The sequence below is a fragment of the Halomonas sp. PA16-9 genome, assembly GCF_009728585.1.
Classification (GTDB): domain Bacteria; phylum Pseudomonadota; class Gammaproteobacteria; order Pseudomonadales; family Halomonadaceae; genus Vreelandella; species Vreelandella titanicae.
Genome location: NZ_CP040451.1, coordinates 1,132,900 through 1,154,466 on the forward strand (window position 1 = coordinate 1,132,900; position 21,567 = coordinate 1,154,466).

At 52.8% G+C, this 21,567-nt stretch carries 21 protein-coding genes and 3 pseudogenes; 21 read left to right on the top strand and 3 right to left on the bottom strand.

The window, feature by feature from the left end:
* The first annotated feature begins 297 nt into the window (after nt 1-297).
* Together FDY98_RS05135 and FDY98_RS05140 are read left to right on the top strand one after the other, a co-directional pair.
* Nucleotides 298-1,053 (top strand): FadR/GntR family transcriptional regulator, encoded by a 756-nt coding sequence (locus FDY98_RS05135; protein WP_022521772.1) that lies wholly within the window; start codon nt 298-300, stop codon nt 1,051-1,053.
* 28 nt (nt 1,054-1,081) lie between these two features.
* On the top strand, nt 1,082-2,656 hold the full coding sequence (locus FDY98_RS05140) for an aldehyde dehydrogenase (NADP(+)) (RefSeq protein ID WP_027959942.1): 1,575 nt from the start codon (nt 1,082-1,084) through the stop codon (nt 2,654-2,656).
* A gap of 53 nt (nt 2,657-2,709) precedes the next feature.
* Here FDY98_RS05140 and FDY98_RS05145 read toward each other — a convergent pair.
* Nucleotides 2,710-4,096 (bottom strand): annotated as a pseudogene (locus FDY98_RS05145) (aminotransferase-like domain-containing protein).
* A 137-nt stretch (nt 4,097-4,233) separates the two neighbouring features.
* On the opposite strand from FDY98_RS05145, the pseudogene FDY98_RS05150 reads away from it, so the two are divergent.
* Nucleotides 4,234-5,402 (top strand): annotated as a pseudogene (locus FDY98_RS05150) (MFS transporter).
* Nucleotides 5,403-5,416: 14 nt separating this feature from the next.
* Here the strand turns inward: FDY98_RS05150 and FDY98_RS05155 are convergent.
* Complete coding sequence (locus FDY98_RS05155; RefSeq protein ID WP_027959939.1) at nt 5,417-6,349, bottom strand: cation diffusion facilitator family transporter; 933 nt, start codon at nt 6,347-6,349, stop codon at nt 5,417-5,419.
* A 244-nt stretch (nt 6,350-6,593) separates the two neighbouring features.
* Between FDY98_RS05155 and FDY98_RS27060 the strand changes: the two genes are divergently transcribed.
* From FDY98_RS27060 to FDY98_RS05220, 18 genes and pseudogenes are all read left to right on the top strand, one after another.
* Nucleotides 6,594-7,223, top strand: a complete 630-nt coding sequence (locus FDY98_RS27060) for a contractile injection system protein, VgrG/Pvc8 family (RefSeq protein ID WP_340146757.1) — start codon at nt 6,594-6,596, stop codon at nt 7,221-7,223.
* Nucleotides 7,150-7,422: a hypothetical protein gene (locus FDY98_RS27065; RefSeq protein WP_340146853.1), complete on the top strand. Its 273-nt coding sequence runs from the start codon at nt 7,150-7,152 to the stop codon at nt 7,420-7,422. The genes FDY98_RS27060 and FDY98_RS27065 overlap by 74 nt, the downstream gene beginning before the upstream one ends.
* A pseudogene (locus FDY98_RS27070) lies at nt 7,371-7,607 on the top strand (hypothetical protein); the annotation flags it as partial. The gene FDY98_RS27065 and the pseudogene FDY98_RS27070, both read left to right, overlap by 52 nt.
* Nucleotides 7,608-7,813: 206 nt before the next feature.
* Nucleotides 7,814-7,978 (top strand): phage baseplate assembly protein V, encoded by a 165-nt coding sequence (locus FDY98_RS27075; RefSeq protein WP_340146758.1) that lies wholly within the window; start codon nt 7,814-7,816, stop codon nt 7,976-7,978.
* The gene (locus tag FDY98_RS27080; RefSeq protein WP_340146759.1) at nt 7,975-8,526 is read left to right on the top strand and encodes a bacteriophage T4 gp5 trimerisation domain-containing protein; all 552 of its coding nucleotides are present in this window, start codon (nt 7,975-7,977) and stop codon (nt 8,524-8,526) included. The genes FDY98_RS27075 and FDY98_RS27080 overlap by 4 nt, the downstream gene beginning before the upstream one ends.
* A 146-nt stretch (nt 8,527-8,672) precedes the next feature.
* A complete protein-coding gene (locus tag FDY98_RS05165) occupies nt 8,673-9,401 on the top strand; it encodes a DUF4123 domain-containing protein (protein ID WP_340146760.1) in 729 nt (242 codons plus the stop codon).
* A gap of 216 nt (nt 9,402-9,617) precedes the next feature.
* A complete protein-coding gene (locus FDY98_RS05170) occupies nt 9,618-12,989 on the top strand; it encodes a T6SS effector BTH_I2691 family protein (protein ID WP_027959936.1) in 3,372 nt (1,123 codons plus the stop codon).
* A 10-nt stretch (nt 12,990-12,999) separates the two neighbouring features.
* Nucleotides 13,000-13,239 (top strand): hypothetical protein, encoded by a 240-nt coding sequence (locus FDY98_RS27085; protein WP_340146761.1) that lies wholly within the window; start codon nt 13,000-13,002, stop codon nt 13,237-13,239.
* Nucleotides 13,218-13,730 (top strand): hypothetical protein, encoded by a 513-nt coding sequence (locus FDY98_RS05175; RefSeq protein ID WP_051544681.1) that lies wholly within the window; start codon nt 13,218-13,220, stop codon nt 13,728-13,730. The genes FDY98_RS27085 and FDY98_RS05175 overlap by 22 nt, the downstream gene beginning before the upstream one ends.
* A 146-nt stretch (nt 13,731-13,876) precedes the next feature.
* On the top strand, nt 13,877-14,527 hold the full coding sequence (locus FDY98_RS05180; protein WP_340146762.1) for a hypothetical protein: 651 nt from the start codon (nt 13,877-13,879) through the stop codon (nt 14,525-14,527).
* A gap of 292 nt (nt 14,528-14,819) precedes the next feature.
* Nucleotides 14,820-15,377 (top strand): hypothetical protein, encoded by a 558-nt coding sequence (locus FDY98_RS05185; RefSeq protein ID WP_155705704.1) that lies wholly within the window; start codon nt 14,820-14,822, stop codon nt 15,375-15,377.
* 272 nt (nt 15,378-15,649) lie between these two features.
* Nucleotides 15,650-16,273 (top strand): hypothetical protein, encoded by a 624-nt coding sequence (locus tag FDY98_RS05190; protein WP_027959934.1) that lies wholly within the window; start codon nt 15,650-15,652, stop codon nt 16,271-16,273.
* 84 nt (nt 16,274-16,357) lie between these two features.
* Complete coding sequence (locus tag FDY98_RS05195) at nt 16,358-16,645, top strand: hypothetical protein (RefSeq protein ID WP_155705705.1); 288 nt, start codon at nt 16,358-16,360, stop codon at nt 16,643-16,645.
* Nucleotides 16,645-17,490, top strand: coding sequence for a hypothetical protein (locus FDY98_RS27090; protein ID WP_340146763.1), 846 nt, complete (start codon nt 16,645-16,647; stop codon nt 17,488-17,490). The genes FDY98_RS05195 and FDY98_RS27090 overlap by 1 nt, the downstream gene beginning before the upstream one ends.
* Nucleotides 17,491-17,916: 426 nt before the next feature.
* Nucleotides 17,917-18,669 carry a hypothetical protein gene (locus tag FDY98_RS27095; RefSeq protein WP_231500706.1) on the top strand — a complete coding sequence of 251 codons (753 nt, stop codon included), beginning with the start codon at nt 17,917-17,919 and terminating at the stop codon, nt 18,667-18,669.
* A gap of 74 nt (nt 18,670-18,743) precedes the next feature.
* The gene (locus tag FDY98_RS05210; protein WP_027959931.1) at nt 18,744-19,142 is read left to right on the top strand and encodes a hypothetical protein; all 399 of its coding nucleotides are present in this window, start codon (nt 18,744-18,746) and stop codon (nt 19,140-19,142) included.
* Between the two features lie 192 nt (nt 19,143-19,334).
* Nucleotides 19,335-20,246 carry a hypothetical protein gene (locus FDY98_RS05215; protein WP_155705706.1) on the top strand — a complete coding sequence of 304 codons (912 nt, stop codon included), beginning with the start codon at nt 19,335-19,337 and terminating at the stop codon, nt 20,244-20,246.
* A complete protein-coding gene (locus FDY98_RS05220) occupies nt 20,246-20,953 on the top strand; it encodes a hypothetical protein (protein ID WP_155705707.1) in 708 nt (235 codons plus the stop codon). Before FDY98_RS05215 ends, FDY98_RS05220 begins: the two co-directional genes overlap by 1 nt.
* A gap of 170 nt (nt 20,954-21,123) precedes the next feature.
* Here the strand turns inward: FDY98_RS05220 and nirD are convergent, their stop codons facing one another.
* The gene (nirD, locus tag FDY98_RS05225) at nt 21,124-21,558 is read right to left on the bottom strand and encodes a nitrite reductase small subunit NirD (RefSeq protein ID WP_027959929.1); all 435 of its coding nucleotides are present in this window, start codon (nt 21,556-21,558) and stop codon (nt 21,124-21,126) included.
* Between the last annotated feature and the right edge of the window lie 9 nt (nt 21,559-21,567).

Genomic DNA, 21,567 nt, shown 5'->3' on the forward strand with positions numbered 1-21,567 from the left:
AGCAAGGGGGGGTAAGGTATGTGGGACCGTAATGTTGATGAGCTGATTTTATCAAAGTGCTACTGTAACTTTGGTTTAGATTTCGTTAGTTATGCTTGCTTGGCACAATAACCAGACCTACCTTTTTTCTTGTATGATGTGTTATATCTGGTATGAAAAAATATTTGTTATTACTCGTGATGGCATTAAAAATAGAAAACAGGCTGCCTGGGGTCATTCAGAAGCCGTTTATTGGCACTTCCAAGACCTAGGTTGTACGATATAATACAACTTGGATATTAATGAAGGATAGCTTCCATGGTCAAAACCAGCGCAGCGGCATCTGCCCTAAAACCGCTTCAAATAAGTAAAGTGACACAGCAGGGAAGCTTGTCCGTGCACGTGGCCGACCAGTTGGAAGCGTTGATCACCCAGGGGAAAGTAGGTGTGGGAGAAAAACTGCCCACTGAGAACAGTCTTTGTGACTCCTTTGGCGTTAGCCGCACAGTCATACGTGAGGCCATCACACACCTTAAATCCCTGGGGCTTGTTGAGACCCGACGTGGTGTAGGCACTTCGGTGCTGCGCTCTTCTACGGTAGAGGCGCGGCCTGCAGAGCGCATAAACCCGACCACCGTGGAAGATATCTTGCACCTGCTGGAACTGCGGCTAACCTTAGAGCCAGCGGCAGCTGAACTGGCTGCCTTACGCCATGATGATGAAGATCGTCAACGGCTCGAAGCGCAGCACCTTGCTTTTAGCAATGCGTATGCTGCAAAAACCCAAGCTCGAGAAGAGGATTATTTGTTTCACTTTGCGATTGCCACGGCGACCAAAAATCCTTTCTTTCAATCTTTCTACAAGCAGTGGAGTCAGAGCGTGATTCCCCGCGCCAAGCTGCTGAGTATTGATATTAACCCGATCTCCTCAGAGCGCTATTTAGAGCGAGTTCAGGAAGAGCACGCCTACATTCTCGAAGCTATTCTTTCTCGTGATGCTCAAGCAGCTCGCGAAACCATGTACCAGCACCTTAATCGGGCGCGCAATACATACGCCCAGTATCGCGACCAGTGATACCACTGACCCATATAAGGAGCAACATATGACGATTCGAGGCGAAATGCTGATCGGTCAACAATCAGTGACCGGCACTCAAGCCAATATTCAAGCTGTTAACCCAGCCACCGGTGAAAAACTAGAGCCTATCTATACTGGCGGCAGTCGAGCCCATGTTGAGCAAGCCTGCGAGCTAGCTGAAACGGCCTATGCCATCTACCGCGAAACGTCTCTCGAAGAGCGCGCTACGTTTTTAGAAACCATCGCCAGTGAAATAGAAGCGATCGGTAGTGAGCTGATTGAGCGCGCCATGGCTGAAACGGGCCTGCCCCAGGCACGCATTGAAGGCGAGCGAGGCAGAACCTGCGGGCAGCTGCGACTGTTCGCTTCAGTAGTGCGTGCCGGTGAATGGCTTGATGTACGCATCGACCCGGCCATGCCGGATCGCCAACCGCTGCCGCGTGCTGACCTGCGTCAGCGTCATATCGCCCTGGGGCCTGTCGCTGTCTTCGGTGCCAGCAATTTTCCGCTAGCATTTTCGGTTGCGGGTGGTGATACCGCTTCGGCCCTAGCGGCTGGCTGCCCGGTGGTGGTGAAAGGTCATTCTGCGCACCCAGGCACCTCTGAGCTGGTGGGCCAGGCGATTCAAAAAGCCGTAAAAGCCTGCAATTTACCGGAAGGCGTTTTCTCGCTGCTGTTTGGTGCCGGTAACGAAATTGGCCAGGCGCTGGTAGATGATCCGCGTATTCAAGCGGTTGGTTTCACCGGCTCGCGCAGTGGCGGTATGGCGTTGATGAAAACGGCGCAAGCACGCCCTCAGCCGATCCCGGTCTACGCTGAGATGAGCAGCATTAACCCTGTTTTCTTGCTACCGGCGGCACTTAAAGCGCGCGGTAAAGCGCTGGGCGAAGCCTTTGTTGGCTCACTCAATATGGGCGCGGGCCAGTTCTGCACCAATCCTGGCCTGGTCATTGCGGAAAAAGGTCCTGAGTTGGATGCCTTCATTGAGGCAGCGCGAGGCGCCGTGGAAGCCAGCGTCGCGCAGACAATGCTGACGCCGGGTATCCACCGCGCCTATCAAGAGGGCGTGACCAGCCTGAGCGGCGCAGCCAAAGTGCGCGAAATCGCCCGTGGTCAAACCGGCAGCGACTACCAGTGCCAGACAGGCCTGTTTGCTGCCTCAGCGAGCGATTTCCTCGCATCTGAAGCGCTGCAGGCGGAAGTGTTCGGTGCCAGCTCGTTGATTGTTGAGTGCGAAGACGCGTCGGAAGTAAAACGTGTTGCTGAACAGCTGGAAGGCCAGCTCACCGCCACACTGCATATGGACGACGCCGATTTGGATGCCGCTAAAGCGCTGCTGCCTACGCTTGAGCGCAAGGCTGGGCGTATTCTCGCCAATGGTTGGCCCACCGGTGTCGAGGTGTGCCATGCCATGGTGCACGGCGGCCCGTTCCCGGCCACCTCTGATTCGCGCTCGACCTCCGTCGGTTCGGCGGCCATTCACCGCTTCTTACGGCCGGTTTGTTACCAGTCCCTGCCTGAAGGCCTGTTGCCCGACGCCCTTAAAGAGGGCAACCCGCTGAAGGTGTCGCGGTTAGTCGACGGCAAACGCGAGCTGTAATTAACGGGGGGTTACCAGCCCCCTTCAGCGATATCAGAAGGGTCGCTTTAATCCTAGCTTGCCGCCTCAATAAACCCTTTGGCTCTGGGATCTTGTATATAGGCTACATTAAGCCGGAGCCAGGGCGTTGGCTGGTGATCGGCGAAAAACAGATGCCCCGGCGATAGCGTGATTTCCCACCGGTTAGCCAGTTCACTCAGGGTTTCAGGGGCGATGGCTACCGGTTTTTGCCCACACAAACATCCCACCAGCCGGTTGGGTATACACCTCCCAGCCGGCATTTTTCAGCATCGTTAGTGCCATTGCCATTTGATTGGCGAGCTTGATGCGCAGCCGTTCGGTAAGCTTCCGGTAGCTGCCGTTTTGCAGCAGGGTGGTGACCACTTGCTCGGCAAACCGCGAAGCGGAGATGCTGGTCAACATCTTGATATCCACAAGGCGCTGCACCCAAGCCACGGGGGCGGCGACAAAGCCTACTCGCAGTGAAGAGGAAAGGCTTTTCGAAAAGCTGCCCAGGTAGAACACCCGGCTCAAACCGTCTAGCGCTGCCAAGCGGGTGGTGGGGGTGTGCTGAAAATCCGCGTAGATATCGTCTTCAATAATCTGAAAATCGTGTTGCTCGGCGAGCTGTAACACTCGGTGCGCCACCGCCGGGGTGAGCGTGCTGCCCGTGGGGTTGTGAAAAACGCTGTTAATGTAGAACAGCTTTGGGCGGTGCTTGGCCAACAACACCTCCAAGCGCTCGATATCAGGCCCATCGGCTAATCGCGGCACGCCAATTACGCGGATTCGCTGTAAGTGCAGCAGGCCGAACAGATTGTAATAGCCCGGTGATTCCACGAAGACCACATCGCCAGGCTCAAGCAGCATCCGCACCAGTAGGTCCAGCGAATGGCTACCGCCACCGGTCATCACGATCTGTTGGGCGTCCGCAGTAATCGCCAGTGGGCGCAGGCGTTCCTGGATTAAACCGCGTAAATCCTGCGGCCCTTGAGGGGTACTGTACTCGAAAATTCCCGAACGGCTTTTACGTGCCACTTGGCGAATGGCGTGAGTTAGGTCATCACCTTCGCGCCAATTGCTGGGCAGCCAGCCGCAGCCCAGCTTGAGCGTGTGCTCATTGGCACTGAAAAGCCCCCATAGCCCGTTGGTGACCTCTTCCAACCCGCTCGTAGCTGCGGGTTGTGATACCAGTGCTGCCGCGCTATCCGCCACATAAAAACCTGAACCGGGTCGTGAACGCACTAAGCCAGAAGCGACAAGCCGTTCGTAGGCTTCAATCACCGCATTACGGCTGATGTGGTGGGTGGCGGCTAAGCGGCGAATAGAGGGTAAACGACGGCCACCACCGGCACCGTGAGTTGCAATCCAAGCGCGAATACCCGCTTCGAGCTGCTGGGCGATGGGCGTTGTGGCGTGCCGATTAACCTCTAGTTTCATAACGTGCCCTATGGCTTTCAACTGTTCGCTAAAAGGGCGGAACAGTGTTTGGAAAGTGGGGGTTAAGTGTACCTTACCGCCGCGAGGTAAGCGTGGGAGGGTAGCGGTTCAATGACGTACTTATTTAGGACTTAGCCATGAGCCGCACTGTCAATCGCACGATCAATAAAAGGAGCGCAGCCTGCCTGGCGTTTGCGCTATGTACGATTACCACGGCGGTTAATTTACAGGCCCCTCTTTACGATGCGCTGGCGGCGCGGGATGGTTTGGGCGTTGGCGCCACCAGCATCGCCTTTGCCTGCTATGTGGTGGGTATTATACCGGTGCTGCTGGGGTTAAATGGCTTGGCCGATCGGGTAGGGCGCAAGCCACTAATTATGACTGCGCTGTTGTTATGTCTCTTGGCGACCGGGATCACCCTGATAGCGCCCGGTTTGCTGGCGCTGGGTGTTGCACGCTTTCTGCTGGGTATCAGTACGGGGCTAACGTCTGCGGTAGCTCCCGCTTATATGCAGATGCTGTTGGGTGGTGAGGACAACCGTGTGGCGACTAACTATGTAACGGCCAGTACCGCTCTCGGGTTTGGGCTAGGGGCCGCGGTGACTAGCCTGTTTGTTTTCCACACCCCAAGCGTATCGCCACCCAGCCTGTGGATTTATTTGGCTACCGCTTCGTTGGCGCTGGTGGTGGTCACCACGCTTAAGGATCGTGCACCGAGCACCACTAAAAGTCCTATGCTGCGTTTGCCCAGCTATCCCCAAGGGGCTATCTCCTATGGGTTGGCGATTTTGTTGGCCTGGGCGTTGGTGGGGCTAGTGATTGCGATTCTGCCTTCGGCATTAAGCCAACACGGTTTATCCGCCTGGAGTGGCTTCGCCACCTTCGGTATCTGCAGCTGCGGGGTGCTGTTTCAGCCCTGGGCGAGAAGACTTGCGCAGCGCAGCGCTACCCAACTGGGGCTGGTGATTTTGCCGATTGCCTATGGGTTGATCGCCTGGGGTGCTGTTCACGGAAATCTTGTGGCGGTGCTGCTGGGCACGGTAGCTGCAAGCAGCGCCTGCTATGGGTTTATCTACCTGGGGGATTAAGCGGCGTGTTGGCGATTGCGGATGCCTCGGCTAGCCAACAAGCCACCCAAGCCAGCGCGGGCTATTTTCTGATGGCCTATCTGGGCTTCAGTATCCCGGTGATCACTACTGGGGTACTCATTGATGCTGTAGGGCATACCTTGGCGTTAACGCTATTTGGCCTTGCGCTGCTGGTGGGCGTGATCGCCACGCTAGTTCTATTGCGCAAGGCTCGGTAACTTGGACAGCTGATCTATGGTTGCTTCTCTACCAATAGACCACAGGAGGGCGCTGCCCAGCGGGTGTTGGCAGTAAACACCACGTCACACACCACGGGAGAGTAATAACGGCGCACCTCGTCATCGACGCGTGCCCTGAGTAAATCCTGGGTGGAGACCGAAACATCGGATGCGTCGGGTAGTACCACATGCACTATCACATATAGCAGGCGCCCAGGACGGACCATGCGCACCCGCACCTCTTGGGTGTCGGTATCCGCCAAGGCACTCGCCACGGCTTGGCGAACGGGCACCGCGATAGCCTCTTCCGGGGTTCTGTTGAGCAACTCCTTCAAGGCTTGGGAGGCCATCCGCACCGGCACGCCTAAACACAGCACCACCACCGCAATGACCAACACCGAATCCACGTAGGGCAGAATTGTCTGCCAGCCTAGGCGCTCAAACAGCATCACCAGGCAGAAAGCGGCTAGCACGGCGGCAGAGATAACGCTGTTGACTAGCCAGTTGAGTTTGTCTGCCGCCACCAGTGGGCTGCATACGTGGCGCTGGCTGCGGTGCATCACCCAAGCGGTAAGTGAACAAGCCGCGGTGGCGAATAGCGCGTACAGCACCGCCAAGCCTGCCGCGATCTCACGGCCGCCGGTGAGTAGGGCGGCAATGGCATCGACCAAGGCAAAAATAGACACGCCTAAAATAAGCAGCCCTTTGCACAGATTTACTAGCGACTCAAAGTAGCTATAGCCGAACGGGTAGGATTCGCTATCGGGGCGGCTGGCTAACTTGCTCACCTTGATCGTCACCAGGGCAACACTGAAATAGATCAGATTAAACAGCCCATCCAGTAGGATCGCCTGGGAGTTGGTGGCGAGTGTGGCCACGATGCCTGCACAACCAATTAACAGCGCCATAAAAGCGGAGAACGCTAGAGTGCTTGATTCTGTCTTCACGAAGGTTTCTTCCAGTGTACATAGTCAAAATAGCCAATAAGCATAGCAACTTTGTTGGTCACAACGTCAGTGGCTTATTGAATGCTGGCTGCCTGTTTGATGAGTCTTCGGCCCTATTTTGTAAGAGATCTCTTACAAGCGTGTAAGACATTGACGCTTCGTGCCCTCAAGGGGTTGCCCTCTGCCCCTGGCTCGCTATCCTGACTGCCTCTCATTAGCAGTTGATGATCCAAGGAGCGGAGCGATGGCGGATAACACCGGCCTGCAATTTACCCTGACCCTACCCGGGGCCGATGACACCGCCGTGGTGCGCTTTACCCACCGTGAGGCCTGTCGGAGCCGTTTGCGCTCTCGGTTGAGTTTGCCAGCCGCACCCACGACCTGTCGCCCAGCGACTGTTTGGATCAAAACGCCACCTGACCATTTGGCAGGACGGCGAGCCACGCGCCGCGTGCATGGGATGATTTCAGAGCTGCACCGCGGCGATAGGGGACACCGGCGCAGCTTCTATCGGGTGGAGATTCGCCCGCACTGTGGCGGTTATCGCTGCGCCATAATTCGCGTATCTTTCAGGACACCTCGCCGTTTGATGCCTACCACCCTCGCTAATGAGCGCAGCCTCACCGATATCGGCTTTGCCACCACCCGCACGCCCCTTGATCGGGAGTTTCTGGTTCAGTACCGCGAGACCGATCTGGCCTTTATCGAGCGTTTAGCCGCCGAAGAGGGCTGCTTCTATTTCCATGAGTTTGAGAACCGAGGGCGGCAAACACCAGTTGGTATTTGCCGATGCCACCGTGGTGCTGCCCAGCGTGGGCGAGCGCACCTACCACGGTCGCGCCGGGGGCACACCGCCCCGACGCCACCTGCGTAAATTGCGTCAGGCCAACCGCGTGCGCCCCGCCTCGGCGATGCTCAAGGACTACACCTTTAAGAACCCGCCCTACGCGCAGATCCACGACATCGTCGCCGGGCTGGGCGAACACGCCCAGCGGGAGGATTACGACACTTCGACTACCCCGGCCGCTATAAGAAGGACGCTTCCGGCAAGCCGTTTACCCGCCACCGCTTAGAGTCCCTGCGCGCCGACGCCACCACCGCCGAGGCCGAGAGTGACCTGCCCGAGCTCGCCCCGGCATCTGCTTTACCCTCACCGACCACGATATCGATAGCCTTAACCGTGCTGGCAGGTGGTCTCGGTGCACCACGGCGAGCAGCCCCAGGCGTTGGAAGAGGACGGTATGGCCCGGGGCGGTAATGGAAGTGGAGCCAGTCGCGCAAGCAGGCGAGCTGATGACCCGCTACAACGACTGGTGATCATGCCAAGGATCAGACCTTCCGCCCGGTGCCCAACCCCAAGCCGCGGGTCGATGGCCCCCAGGTGGCCTTTGTGGTCGGCCGGAAGGCGAAGAGATCTACTGCGACGAACACGGCGGGTCAAGGTGCAGTTCCCCTGGGATCGTTATGCCGACCCAACGAGACGCCAGTTGCTGGGTGCGGGTGGCCAGGGCTGGGCAGGCGGTGGCTACGGCAGCATGGCGATCCCCGATCGGCCATGAGGTCATTGTCTCGTTTTTAGAGGGCGACCCCGATCAACCGCTGGTCACCGGCGCACCTACCACGCGGTGAATACCCCGCCCTACCCGCTGCCGGCCAACAAGACCCGCACGGTGATCCGCACCCAGAGCCATAAGTCGGAAGGCTTTAACGAACTGCGCTTTGAGGACGCCACCGGCGAAGAGCAGATCTGGTTTCACGCCCAAAAAGATCTGGAGCTGCTGACGCTTAATGACCGCACCGAGAGATCAAACGCGATAGCCATCTCAAAGTGCACAACGACCGTATCAGCGAGATCGACAACGACGAGCACCACACGGAAGCGCCACCGCTTTGAGCACACCGAAGGTGCCCAACATTTAAATGTTGAAGGCACTATGCATATGCGCGCCGGTGAGGCTTGGCTAAGTGAAAGCGGTCGGGAACTGCATATCAAGTCGGGCCAAAAAGCGGTGCTCGAAGCCGGTAGCGAAATCACCCTCAAGTGGGCGGCAGCTTTATCAAGCTGGACGCCAGCGGCATCACCATCGTTGGCCCCCAGGTCAAGATCAACGCCGGCGGCAGCCCCGGTAACGGCACCGGGCAAGCGGCTGAACCGCCCAAACTGCCACCGGTGTTAGAAGGTAAAGATCATGACCGGGCAGAAGCGATAGGGCACTCGCCGTTGTTGAGCCCTCCGATCAATCAGGCCGCACAGCTTAAAGCCTTGCTCAGAGCGCCTGCCTACTGCGACATTTGTGAAGAGTCGAATCAGGGGGAAAGCTAAATGCCGCCTATATCATCCGCGACCCATGCACTGGTAGATGGTGTCTGCTATCCCGATGCATGGAAGCGCTTATATCGACACGATAGTGTTGAGGAAGTTGAGCCACTTTACTTGTCAACCCGGTGGAGTGCGGTGGCCGAGCATGGGCCCATGCTGGTCACGCTAAAAGGAGCTGGCTTGATCAGTCAGGCCAGCCAAAGTGAACACACTTCGCTGTATCGCTCGCTTTCACTGTTCAGTAGCCAAGCAAGCACTCAATCACTAAGCAAGCATCTCCGCCGGTTCATCACCTTCAACGGCGAGGCAGGGCAAGAACAGTTATTGCGCTTCGCTGACCCCCTGGTGACACGTCACTGGTTAAGGAGCTATGGCGACGAGTTACCGGCTACCCTCATGGGCCCCATCAATACTTGGTGGGTCGCCGATTGGACGCCTAACTGGGCTGGTCAGCGTGCTCTGAAATGGCAAGCCTTTCAAACCAGCCACCACCCCGAATCAACCCCTGCGGCACAAGCGCCCGATTTTCCGCCAATGGGGCATCATCAGTATGCAGCGCTCAAAGCCGTGGCGCGCTGGCAGCTTAAAGAGCGGTTAACGGACTACTTTAAACAGCATGCGCCTAATGCGTGGCAACAACTTGAGGGCGGTCACGGCCGATGGCTTGACGAACGCTTGGACGATGCCATTGCATGGGGGCCAGTACCGAACGTCAGCTCGCCATCTGGGTAGATCTCAGTTTGCACTGGGGCAAAGCATTTATGACGGCTGATGATGGGTTATATGCCCAGTGGGCAAGACACTCATCTGACCAAGTGTGTCTCCCCCGGCAGGAGCAGCTATATGCCCTGGACGCCTGGAGCCGGACATCGGCTTCTAGCGCCTCGCAGCACAACCAACCTCACGGATCCCCTTCTCAAGCACCACTATCAGTAGACGAGGCAGCCAATGGCTAACACGGATGTTCAGGCGCAGGCACGCGACGCCGCCTTTGATGAAACCCCCATTGGTGGCGGGGTTTGCCCGCTGTTTATCGATATCGATATTTTCCCTGTGCGCTACGCCATTGACGAAGCGCCTGCCGAGGCCGGTGCCCCAGCGCCACACCCAATTGATGAGGAGTGGCAGGGGCCGGGCTACCCCACTATCGAAACGCGCGACTACACGCTTCGGCAACTGCGTGATGGCTGGCTATATGTCTGGGTGAGTGAGGCGGGCAAGGAGCCGCGCATTGACGAGTACTGCATAGAAGGCGCCACGTTCAATGGTGCTTCTCACCTAACGTACCCCACCTACGCCTCCATCGCGTTAGCTTACTCCTCTGTCCAATGGACTGAACGTATTCGTGAGTATGTGCTGGAGAACGCGGATTTTCGTCAACGCATCATGCGTTCTGTCAGTTTGATAGCGGCGATCAATGCAACGGGCGACTGCGCGTCATTTTCTTCCCATGCTGCCCCTATCACGCAGCTCGGCGAGCACGTGGCGGACATTACGCCCGATGGCGCGGTTGATGGTTTTACCAGCACGACCGTTTCGACCGTAGAGAGAGAGACGGCACCGGAAAACGACAACAGTAGCGATAGCGACAACCGTGTAGATACAAATGGGGAGAGTGAAAACGAGAGTAAAGAGGCAAGCGTTTATCGGCATTATGAGGTCAAGCCGGAGATAACCCAGGCCAGCGTTCTCGCCAATATCGATAATCACGATGAAGCGATCTTTGTCGCGCTCGATGACGATTTAGGGATTGTTAACGATCTACATATGGCGCTGGTTGGCCGCGAATTGGAGTTAGAAGCGTTTCTGGATGAACACGGTCATAAGCTCGAGACCGCGCAGGTCGTCAAAGCCCTGTGCCTGATCGATATTGATGACATGATCAGTGATGAAGCGCGCCAAGATCCCGAGCGTTATCGAGCGCTGACCGATAAGACTTACGAGCTTTTCGATGCCATGAGCAATGTGCTTAGCGGACCGGATCAGAGCATAGCCAATAGAGAGGATGATGTTGAAGAGATTCGCGAAGAGCTAGTCGAGCTTGGCATGCCAAATCCCCCCACCTACAGCAGTCCACGATACCAAGAGTGGCTCGGGAAAGAACATCCACGCCTGGATGTCAGACTGGATGAGGTCATCGCTTTTCTGACCGAAAAAGTGCCACAGCTAGAGCGACTGCAGGCGCATATCGAAAACAGTCTGGCGGATCTGATTATTTGGCTGGAACGTCTGCCGCTGTCCGCTCAAGAGCTCTGTTTTGATACCTGCAATGTCAAGCAGAACCAGGGCATTCATGAATTTGGCTGCATGGTGGTTGAAGCCCTTGGCGCTACGCAGACCGGCCGTGCTTGGTTGAATGACACCTATCAAGCGAGCGACTCATTGATGGGTTTTGCGATGAGTAACTTTGATCCCGCTTTAGCTGACGTCTTAGAGACGATTGCACAACACTTCATCGAACAGGGTACCGAAGATGGAGAGCCCGCGGATAATGGTATTGGCGCGGCGAGCGTGGCTTCGCGGATCAGTGCATTTCGCGGTATCCTCAAGTACGAAAAGGTGCAGAGTCATCCCGCCTATAAAGCCCTGGCACCGCATGTAAAAGAGGCGTTTGATACTCTGCGCGGTATGCTAAGTGGGCCCCCTCTTAAGGTGTGGGAAAGCATTGCTTACCACTTTCTACCTTCTTTAAGTGCCAGAGGCCAAGTGTCTGTGGCAAAAGCAACTAAAGCACTGTTGCATCCCCTTATGGTCGTGCTTGTCCATCCAGATGTTGCCTCATCACAACTGGTGCTAGACCTTGAGTACGAGGCCAAGCACCGCGAATGGCGGGAAAAGTCCTGGAAGCTGACCAGAGACATTCGTACCGCCAAGCGGCAAAGAAATGTCGATGAGGTGAAACGGTTGGAACAACAACGCTACGAACATGCCTATGATGAACCCAGGCGCGTCAGCGGTGCGGACGATACCCTTGATCACAGCAGTCCGGGCAATCAGGCGCGTGCGAATAATCTTGCCTCCGTCGGTTTTTACGAACAGTACGAAATACACCGCTCTAAAATCATGGGCGGCGTGAGAGCGGCTCGTCGACATCTAACGGGGTTCGTCGAGCGAATGGGTGGCGGTTTGCCACTCTTAATTGCAGGGCTGAATATCTATAACTTCCAGGCAGCGGTACGCACCGCTAACCAAGAAGGCATTGATGGAGAGGAAGCGCGAAACTTGGCGACGACCGCCAGTTTTGCCGCTGGCGCAACAATGAGCCTATGGGTCATGCCCTTTTGGAACAAGCACGCTACGCAAAAGTTCATGCTGTCACGAACTATGACAGAAGTAGCAAAGGCTGGTATTAGCGAATGGTCAGGCCAAAGCTCGCCGCAAACAGCAAGATTAGCGGCCAAATTAGCCACCCGAGTGGCGGGTTTGTCGGCTATTGGGGCAATCTCTGCAGGGCTCGATACGTGGAATAGCTTAAGTGACTATGGGGAGGCGACAAGTGAAGAAGAGCGTTTGGCCTTAGCAGTTAAAAGCCTTGCTGGTATAACCATGAGCGTTACAGCAGCAGCCCAGTTAGGCGGCGCTATTTTTGGTCGCTGGTTTGCTTTTTCCTGGATACTTGGCGGTTGGGTCTCGGGTATTCTGTTTGCGGCGGGGGTTATTCACCTTATCGCCTCACATTTTGCTGCCCGCTATAACCGTGAAGGGGTGCGCGGCTGGCTATATACCAGCATCTGGGGCAAGGGGGAGTATCAGTGGGATGCGACTGACGAAGGCGAAAAAAACGAGTGGCAGGCGTTGATGGAAATTCTGCTACAGCCTTCTGTTAGGTTAACTGCCGTGAAGGGGGACGTCGACTTTGGAGCATCCCATAGCACCTCGGTTGGGGTGAAAATTAACTATGCGCATGAAGGTTTCTGGGTGCAGATTGCGTTTCCTGCTTCCTTAGCGGGGGACACCGTCAGAATCTCCGAGATCGCCGGAGGCGGCTTCTGGGCACCGGGCAACAGCTTTGCGCAGAGCCTTTCTCAACAAGCGGAGCGAGGGGCAGTGTTACCCGCCGACGCAGAATACAACTCAGACGATGTGCGAATCTGGCAGGCCTGGATACCGGCCAGCGAACAAGCAAAAAATGCCTCTTTTATCCTAACAGTGGACTATGCCGAAACGTTGCTCTCAAGCGACAACCACTTAAGTTTCACCTTTTACAAGCCCAACGCTGCCGCAGGCAAAAAAGAGATCGAACCCAATAGTGAGGAGAGCCAGGGCCTCAGCGCGCCTGCCCGTTTTGCACTTGCGATCCCCATAACCCCAGAAGAGTAAGGATACAGGTATGTGGTTTATTCAACCCAAGCAGGATTATATTGCCGAAATACCCTGGAAGCATGGCGATAAGCCAGCGATCTTGGCTTGGCAAGTTCGAGCGCGAAATTATAATACTCATGTGGCAAACATTGGATTTTTTATACTTGCGTTCCTTTTTTTAGGTGCGGCTTATGTATCTTCACTTTTGACAGGAACATTGCTTTTCTCTTTTTGTTGGGAGGGGGTATGTATGTTTTTTTTCTTATAATTGCCATGAGTATAACTCACAGTACCACCATTATTGTCTACCGTTTTACTGAAACGTTGGCTGAGGAGTACTCATGGAAGCCGCAAGAGGCTGCCGCTGCTGCTTTCCTGAAGTGGTCTGCGATTATTTTGTTGCCCATCGTGGGTGTGCTGATTTTAATGGATCCTTCGCTAGTGATTGCGGGTATCGGGCCCTTGGGGATGGGGCTGATGGCAGGGATGATGGGGTCGCAACAGGCGAAGCATAATAAAAGTCAACATAAAGAAATAGAATGGATGGAAGCCGAGGAAATTGTCGCTTGGCGTAAGCGGAATTTAATTGGTTTACGTTTTACTGATATTCACGAAGATGGAATAGAGACTTTTTTTTATAGCACCATTTATTGTCAGCCGCATAATTTTGACGAAAATATCCAATGCCTGAGAAAGGCATTGCCAAACGTTCCGTATCACGAGCGAGAGCTTAAGGTGTTTAGTAACTATGCCTTATAGGGAGATCCGAACCGGGGTGTCAGCGCGCTTATTTTACTTGCGGTCCCATAACCCCAGAAGAGTAAGGATTTATATATGTGGTTTATTCAACCCAAACAGGACTATATTCCTGAAATACCCTGGAAGCATGCGATGAGCCTGCCGTAATGAGCTGGCAAATTAGGGCGCGTAATTATGATACTTCTGGGTCTAATTTTTCTTTAATTGTAATAGCGCTCATTAGTCTTGGTGGAGCCTATTTCGGATTCTATGTTGGTTCCCTTGCTGAGGGAACACTTCTTGTTTCAATATTAATGGGGGCAGGGATTGCCTTGTTATTTATATTGCTTTTCATGAGTATAACCCATAGCACCACCATTATTGTCTACCGTTTTACCGAAACGTTGGCTGAGGAGTATTCATGGAAGCCACAAGAGGCTGCTGCTGCTTCTTTCCTAAAGTGGGCTGCGATTATTTTGTTGCCTATCGTGGGTGTGCTGATTTTAATGGATCCTTCCCTCGTGATTGCGGGTATTGGGCCATTAGGGATGGGGCTGATGGCAGGGATGATGGGGGCTAAGAAAAATGAGAATGAACACCATCCCCTTGATTGGCGCAAGACCGATAAAATCTACCTTTATCCAGGAAGAGAAATTATTGGTTTAAATATACCTTGGTATAGCCCCGATTTAGATAAGATGATGCCTAGAGGTGTTAGACAAATTTATTGCAAGAAGGGTGAGCGAGAAGAGGTTTTAAATTTCTTTACGACCAGGCTGCCAGAAATTGATGTTGTGGAAGAAAAGTTTTTTTTATGAATACGTTTTGTGCCTGAATATTCCAATACTCGCAACGCTTATAAGGACTGATTTGTGAAGAGCGCCAGCGGGCCAGTTCGCCTATTCGTTTTGAGCTTATAGTTCTCATGATAAAATAAGGTTGCATGTATGTGGTTTATTCAACCCAAGCAGGACTATATTCCTGAAATACCCTGGAAGCATGCTGAACAGCCAGCGGTCATGGCTTGGCAAGTTCGAGCGCGAAATTATAATACTCATGTTGCAAACATTGGATTTTTTATACTTGCGTTCCTTTTTTTAGGTGCGGCTTATGTATCTTCACTTTGACAGAAACATTGCTTTTCTCTTTTTGTTGGGAGGGGGTATGTATGTTTTTTTTCTTATAATTGCCATGAGTATAACTCACAGTACCACCATTATTGCCTACCGTTTTACTGAAACGTTGGCTGAGGAGTATTCATGGAAGCCGCAAGAGGCTGCCGCTGCTTCTTTCCTAAAGTGGTCTGCGATTATTTTGCTGCCCATCGTGGGTGTGCTGATTTTAATGGATCCTTCCCTCGTGATTGCGGGGATTGGGCCATTAGGAATGGGGCTGATGGCAGGGATGATGGGGTCGCAACAGGCGAAGCAGAGTAATAGTCGACATGAAGAGTGGACGTGGGAGAAAACCGAGCATATCAAGGTATGGCGTAAACGCAGCATTATTGCGCTGACCTACCAATGGAAGCCTTTTAGCAAAAACTCCTACTATAGGCCACGCACCCACTTTATTTTCTGCCGCACAGACGAATTGGATGAGCGCATTCAGTTCTTCAAAGAGCATTTTCCTGATGCGGAGTATGAAGAAAGGAAAGTTAATGTTCTATGAAAGGCTAGATTTAATGAGTGTTTAGAGCATGTCTGTTTTGCTAAGGGGTGTGATTGCGCTTGTAGATTAAAGCCTCTCTCCTGGCATCAGGCTTATAAAGCATTTTTTGTACGTCGCTATAATAAAAGCGGCTAATCAAAATTTAGCAATTTATTCAGAAACCAAGCCGAAAATAAAATTTGCCAAGAAGAGAGCATTAAAAGATAAAGGTGAAAATACGCCTTTTTCTTGATTTTGCTTTCAATTAAACCCTCGTATTAAGGAGAGTGTGCGTGCTTCCATTAAGTTTTAAAACGTCTTTTGATATTGAGTTTATTAAATCGCTGTATGACCGGCTTGTGTGCCATGATGACTCTCTAAAGCTGATACTCAGGACAAAGAATGGGCGCAAGACCGATGACCCCGAGGAGGCCGGTATTGGAGAAATTCGCAATGCCAGCAACAAGCAGCTGTTCGGGATGAGCCCGAAGGAAGGAATCGTTCACACGGAGCATGCGGGACCGCTTCAAGAGCCTTTGTTTGCCTTTCTGAAGGAGCGGGATATTCACCAGCAGGAGGTTACGCCTGATATCGGCGTCGCTTGTCTTCTTCTTTATGTCGTTCTGGTCGCCGGCGGTGGGTTGCTGTATACCACTCACAACAATGTTGCGTTTCTCTACCCCTATGCCTTGGCCTGTGTAATCTTTGTCCTCTCTGGACTGGCATTGAGGGCTTATGCTTATAAGCTTGGCCAAGAGAAGTGGTCTATCCCATCTATGGTACTCCTCGCGATCGGCGCTTTACCCACTGCCCCATCGAGCCTGCTGGCCTTACCGATGATCAATTACTTGGGGCGTGCCAAGCTACAGAGGAGACTTAACCAGGGCGCGGAAGACGCCGAGGCCATCAATACCTAGCGCCATATGTGCAGCACCCGATGTCGCCCTACCGGTGGCAGGGGCTCAAAGCATGATTATGTCAACGCGACAAGGATGTCAGTTATGAACCAGAAGATACCGGACTCGCCGCGCCCTGATATGCTCCAGCCCCACCGGGCTGGTGATGTTGAGTCATTTCCAGGTGGCAAGGTTATTTACCTGTCGCCAGTCCCCTTGCCTACGGGTGTAGCCCCCTTGGATTTCAATCAGGCGATTGGGGAAGTAAACGATGCCTACTTGGATTTCGGCGGCAGCCTTCCCACGCCATTTACTTGGCAGTTTACGTTAGGCATACCTTTTATAGGTTTTTTAATGTTGGTTTTTATTATTCCAATGTTGGGGGGGGGCTAATGTGGATAATAGGAAAGGATATCGCACTATTTTACGTAGGGATTGCTGGGCTCTTTAATGAGGTATTTGCTCAGGCCGTTGTGTTCTCGATATTGATATTACTATTAGCCTTAGTGATTAAAGCCCACTTCCACTTCAAGTTCCGTGAGGCTGTGCCTACGCGTTTTCATCGCCAGCGCCGTGAGGTGGCCTTTGCGCCGGGTGGCGGAAAACCGCCCATCATCGTGCCCTGGGAAAACGTGGCAGCCTGGGTGACCCAGGCGCAAGGGGTAACGCAATACGGTGTGCAGCGTCAGTATGGCTTGGGGATAGGCTTTATCGAGCCTGAAACCGGGCAGCAGCACTTCCTGGAATTATCACAGCCCGGCATGCCCTTGGCGCTGGGGCTTTGGGAAGCGGTGCGGGCTTATATGGAGTACGAGGTCAATACTCGCGAAGAACTCCAAGACCCCCACGGCCTACATCGCCCCGGTGATCCGCCCTACGAGGGCGTGCACACCTTCCACAATGCCCGGCGCCGGTTGCATCGCCGCTACCGCGAGGGCGAAATAGGCCTGTTCGCGGTCACCATGTGGTACCTGTGGCACATTCTCGACCTATGGACGATACCTTTTCATCTTGCCGAATTGGAGATAAACATCATCCAAAAAGCCGGTCAGAAGACCCTGCCTGCGAGCCTTGATGAGTGGTCGCACCCCTTGCCCGAAGAACAGTGGGCCAAGCCCAGCGAAGAGCTCACGCGCCTATCAAAAGAAGTCAAGCAGCGCCATGCGCAACAGCCAAACCGGCCGATCACGGCTATCTTCGCCGAGATTTATGGCGAAGAGACGCCAATGTCAGCCTGATGAAGTGGGCAGCATATCGACCCCCTTCTTTATTAATTGATTTAAGGCACCCCTATGTCGGCCAAGCAACACCCAACGCCGCGGCCTGATATCCTCCAGCCCCACCGGGCTGGTGATGTTGAGCCCTTTCTAGGTGGCAAAGTTATTTACCTAGCGCCGACTCCCTTGCCAACAGCGTCGGCGCCCTTAGATTTCAACCAGGCGATTGGGGAAGTAAACGATGCCTATTTGGATTTCGGAGGAAGCCTTCCTACGCCTTTTACCTGGCAATTCACATTAGGAATACCTTTTATTGGTTTTTTAATAATGGCTTTGATATTTCCGACATTCTCTGCGTCCATAACGTCGAATTCAGAATATTTATTCTTAAGTGAGTTTAAGATTTTTTTTGATGTGGGATTCGAAATAGGGGCGTGGGGGGGAGGGTTGACCCTTGCATTGGGGTTGTTTATTAAAGTCCACTACCACTATAGATTTCGCGAGGCTGTCCCCACTCGTTTTCACCGCCAGCGCCGCGAGGTCGCTTTTGTGCCGGGTGACGGTAAGCCGCCCATCATTGTGCCCTGGGAAAGCGTGGCGGCCTGGGTGACTCAAGCGCAGGGTATGACGCAATACGGTGTGCAGCGTCAGTATGGCTTGGGGATAGGCTTTATCGAGCCTGAGACAGGGCAGCAGCACTTCCTGGAATTATCACAGCCCGGCATGCCCTTGGCATTGGGGCTTTGGGAAGCGGTGCGGGCCTATATGGAGTACGAGGTCAATACTCGCGAAGAAATTCAAGATCCCCATGGCCTGCATCGCCCCGGAGATCCGCCCTACGAGGGCGTGCACACCTTCCATAATGCCCGGCGCCGGTTGCATCGCCGCTACCGCGAGGGCGAAATAGGCCTGTTCGCGGTCACCATGTGGTACTTGTGGCACATTCTCGACCTATGGACGATACCTTTTCATCTTGCCGAATGGGAGATAAACATCATCCAAAAAGCCGGTCAGAAGACCCTGCCTGCGAGCCTTGATGAGTGGTCGCAACCCTTGCCCGAAGAACAGTGGGCCAAACCCAGTGAAGAGCTCACGCGTCTATCAAAAGAAGTCAAACAGCGCCATGCGCAACAGCCAAGCCGGCCGATCACGGCTATCTTCGCCGAGGTTTATGCAGAGGAAACGCTACTCTCAGCCTGAAGAACCGAGAGTGGGTGCGCAACCAGGTCGCTTAGCGATAGTGTATCAATAACCCAGTATTGGAGAGTACAGCATTGAGTGAAAAAGAAGCCTGCACAAAAGAAGAGAAAGCCTTAGTTGAAAACATTGATTTCGAGTGTCCCTCATGCAGCTCTTGTTTCTGCGAAGATTCACCATGGATTGCCGACCTTTTGAAAGCCAATAAGGCTACTTGCCCAAATTGTGAAGGTGAGTTGCTGATTGGGACTGAAGACAAGGATCGCCTAGCGAGTGTTATGAAGAAAAGAGAGCGATTCGGGAAGGCGATGGTTGTCTTTATGCTGCTCTACACCCTCGGGGGGCTAATCGTGTCTCTCTACTTTGGCGGACTTGGGTTTATTCTTTATATGCCCGTCGGATTGGGGGTTTTTGGTTTACTGAAGGCGCTCGTTGATAACCAGACTGATTTGACAATTGGTCTGAATAAAGCCTGATGATGGTGATGTTGTCTATTTGGTAGAGGGTTGATCAGGATGTTAGAAGTGCGGCTGAGTTTTGGAGTCAGTTTCTTAACCTATGCCACATTTTAAAAAGAAGTGGTTGTATTTAAGGACTTGCTGTTGATTAGTTGTTGTTTTTATATTTTCTGATGTTAATGTTTTCTCTCTTTTAATTTAGGACGTACTATGAATGGCCGTATGCAGGCGCAAGTCAGCGCTCTTCGAGAAATGAAAATTTCCTCATTTTCATTAAATGACAATCTTTTTTGCCTTTTAAACTATTCGCCCAGTAATAGCCATACGGATTTAAAGCATCGGCTGCGGCATAACGTTCAGCAATCCTGCTTAAATGCCGAAGAGGCCAACATGATCGAGTCTGCTCTAGTGGACTCTGCTATGCGTTTGAAAGCAGAGGTGGCGTGGTTGCCAGGTGTTGGTTTTACCCAAGCCCTCCAAGCGGTTGAGGGGCAGCTTGATGAGGATTCGCTGAGCCCACCATTTGCTAGGTTTAACTTGTCGGTTCACAATTTAACAGCCGAAAGTATGTTAAAGCCTGATACGGTTAACAATGTATTATACGAGTGGCAGCAACTTAATAAATCTACCTTATTAGATAGTATTAACCAGCAGCGGCGTGCCGGGCACTTCAGTGAAGTGTCAATGATAGAGCTTGAATACGCCCTGGAATGGCATGCAAAGCGCATTACTCATGCTGTAGTGAACGCCTTTGAACAGCACGGTGCTTCTGTGCTGGGCAGTGTCTTAATGGCAATAAGTAAAAATGAAAAAATTGATATTGCTAACAATAAGTTAGCCGTTTTTTTATATGATACGTATCATGAAAATGTTGCTGGTTTGCTAGCAGAGTTAGAAGAAGGTCTTGAGTCTATATCTACTGAAATTTATCAAGCGGTTAGTTCAGAGCAAAGATTGTCCTATGAGGACACAATGTCGAATGAGCTAAGTGAGTCTGAAAAAGAGCTTTTTGAGTATGTTGCTACCGCTGAAAATAAAGCCCGTAACTGGGTGTCTATTGCTCAGCCATTAGTAGCATTTCATAACCGAGCGGGCAGTCGTTTTGTACCCATGAGCATTTAATGTGGCTTGTTTCAGAGTGTTCTGCAAACCTTAGTTCATCAATCTGCACTTGTTTCAAAGAACTGAACGAGCGCTTGGTTAACCTGGCGTTAGAAGTCGCTCTGGATGCGCCTGATGCGTTGGATCGCGCACGTTTGATACAAGAACTCTATGTGTATATGACTGCACCATTGACTAGCGATGAATATGAACCTAGCTCTATGCAAAGAGGGGGAGGGCGACAAGATTTCCTAAACGATATTAGACAACATGATGCTCGCCTTGAAAAAGCAGGCAGCCCCATGGCGCTTAGTAATAATTTCTTTAGTGAATTTATCGAATACCTGAAACAGAGCCCCTCCGAACAAGACCAATTGCAAGCGTGGCATACGCTTTTTATTATGGTAAACAGTCTTTTATTGGATCATGCAGAGTATGATCATGCTGCCTCTCAGCTGCTGTTGGTTGAACAGGCCTTTCCCTTAACCAGTGAGCCTGGGCGCCGCCTGAAGCAGTGGTGGTTAGCGTTTATTGAGGATGAAGTTATCAGCCTTCCGCCAGAGCAGGGTGGGCAGCCAATGCCTAAAACTTGCGCGGTTATTCAAGGTGAAACGTTGCTATGTCATCCTGACACTACTCAGCACTCTTCAACAACGACGCTACTCTCACGTTTTTCTTTTAAGAAAATATTAAAATGGTGCGGTATGGTAATCCCTTCAAAAAAATAACGATCGTCAAAAGTAGAGCTTCCGTCACCTAAGCGTAAGGAGATTCTGCATCAGGCAATCAGGTTTTCGATAGCCAGATGCAGTCGATTCTAAAGCAAGCTGAGATTGAGGTGTGTTTCAATAATGTTAAGAGCGGTTCTGGCCGTCCTTAACAGTGTTAAGCAGCGTTATCACCCCTCAACCCACACCTCATCACCTTTAAATTCAACCTTCCAGGTACGTAGCTTAACGTCCTCATCCTCTAAACACTGGCCGTCTTCAAGACGGAAGTGCTGCTTGTAGATAGGCGAGGCGACGACCGCCGCACCTTTAAGGTCGCCAACGATGCCACGAGCGATCACGTTGGCGTTTGAGAAGGGGTCATGGTGGTCGAGAGCATAGAGTTCATCGCCCTTTCCTCGTAGCCCGGGCAAGTAGAAAATAGCTACCTGGGCGGGGCCTTCGGCGGTTTCCAGCCAGGCGGCGATGCCAGAGAACGCTACCAGATCATCTTTGGTACAAACTTTTTGCCACGCCGTGTTGTTTTCAGAAGCGTGGTTTTCAAAAGCCTCGCTATTGTGCACATCCGCCATATCCATCTCTTTTTTCAGTGCCGTTGCGGTCATGGGTTGCCT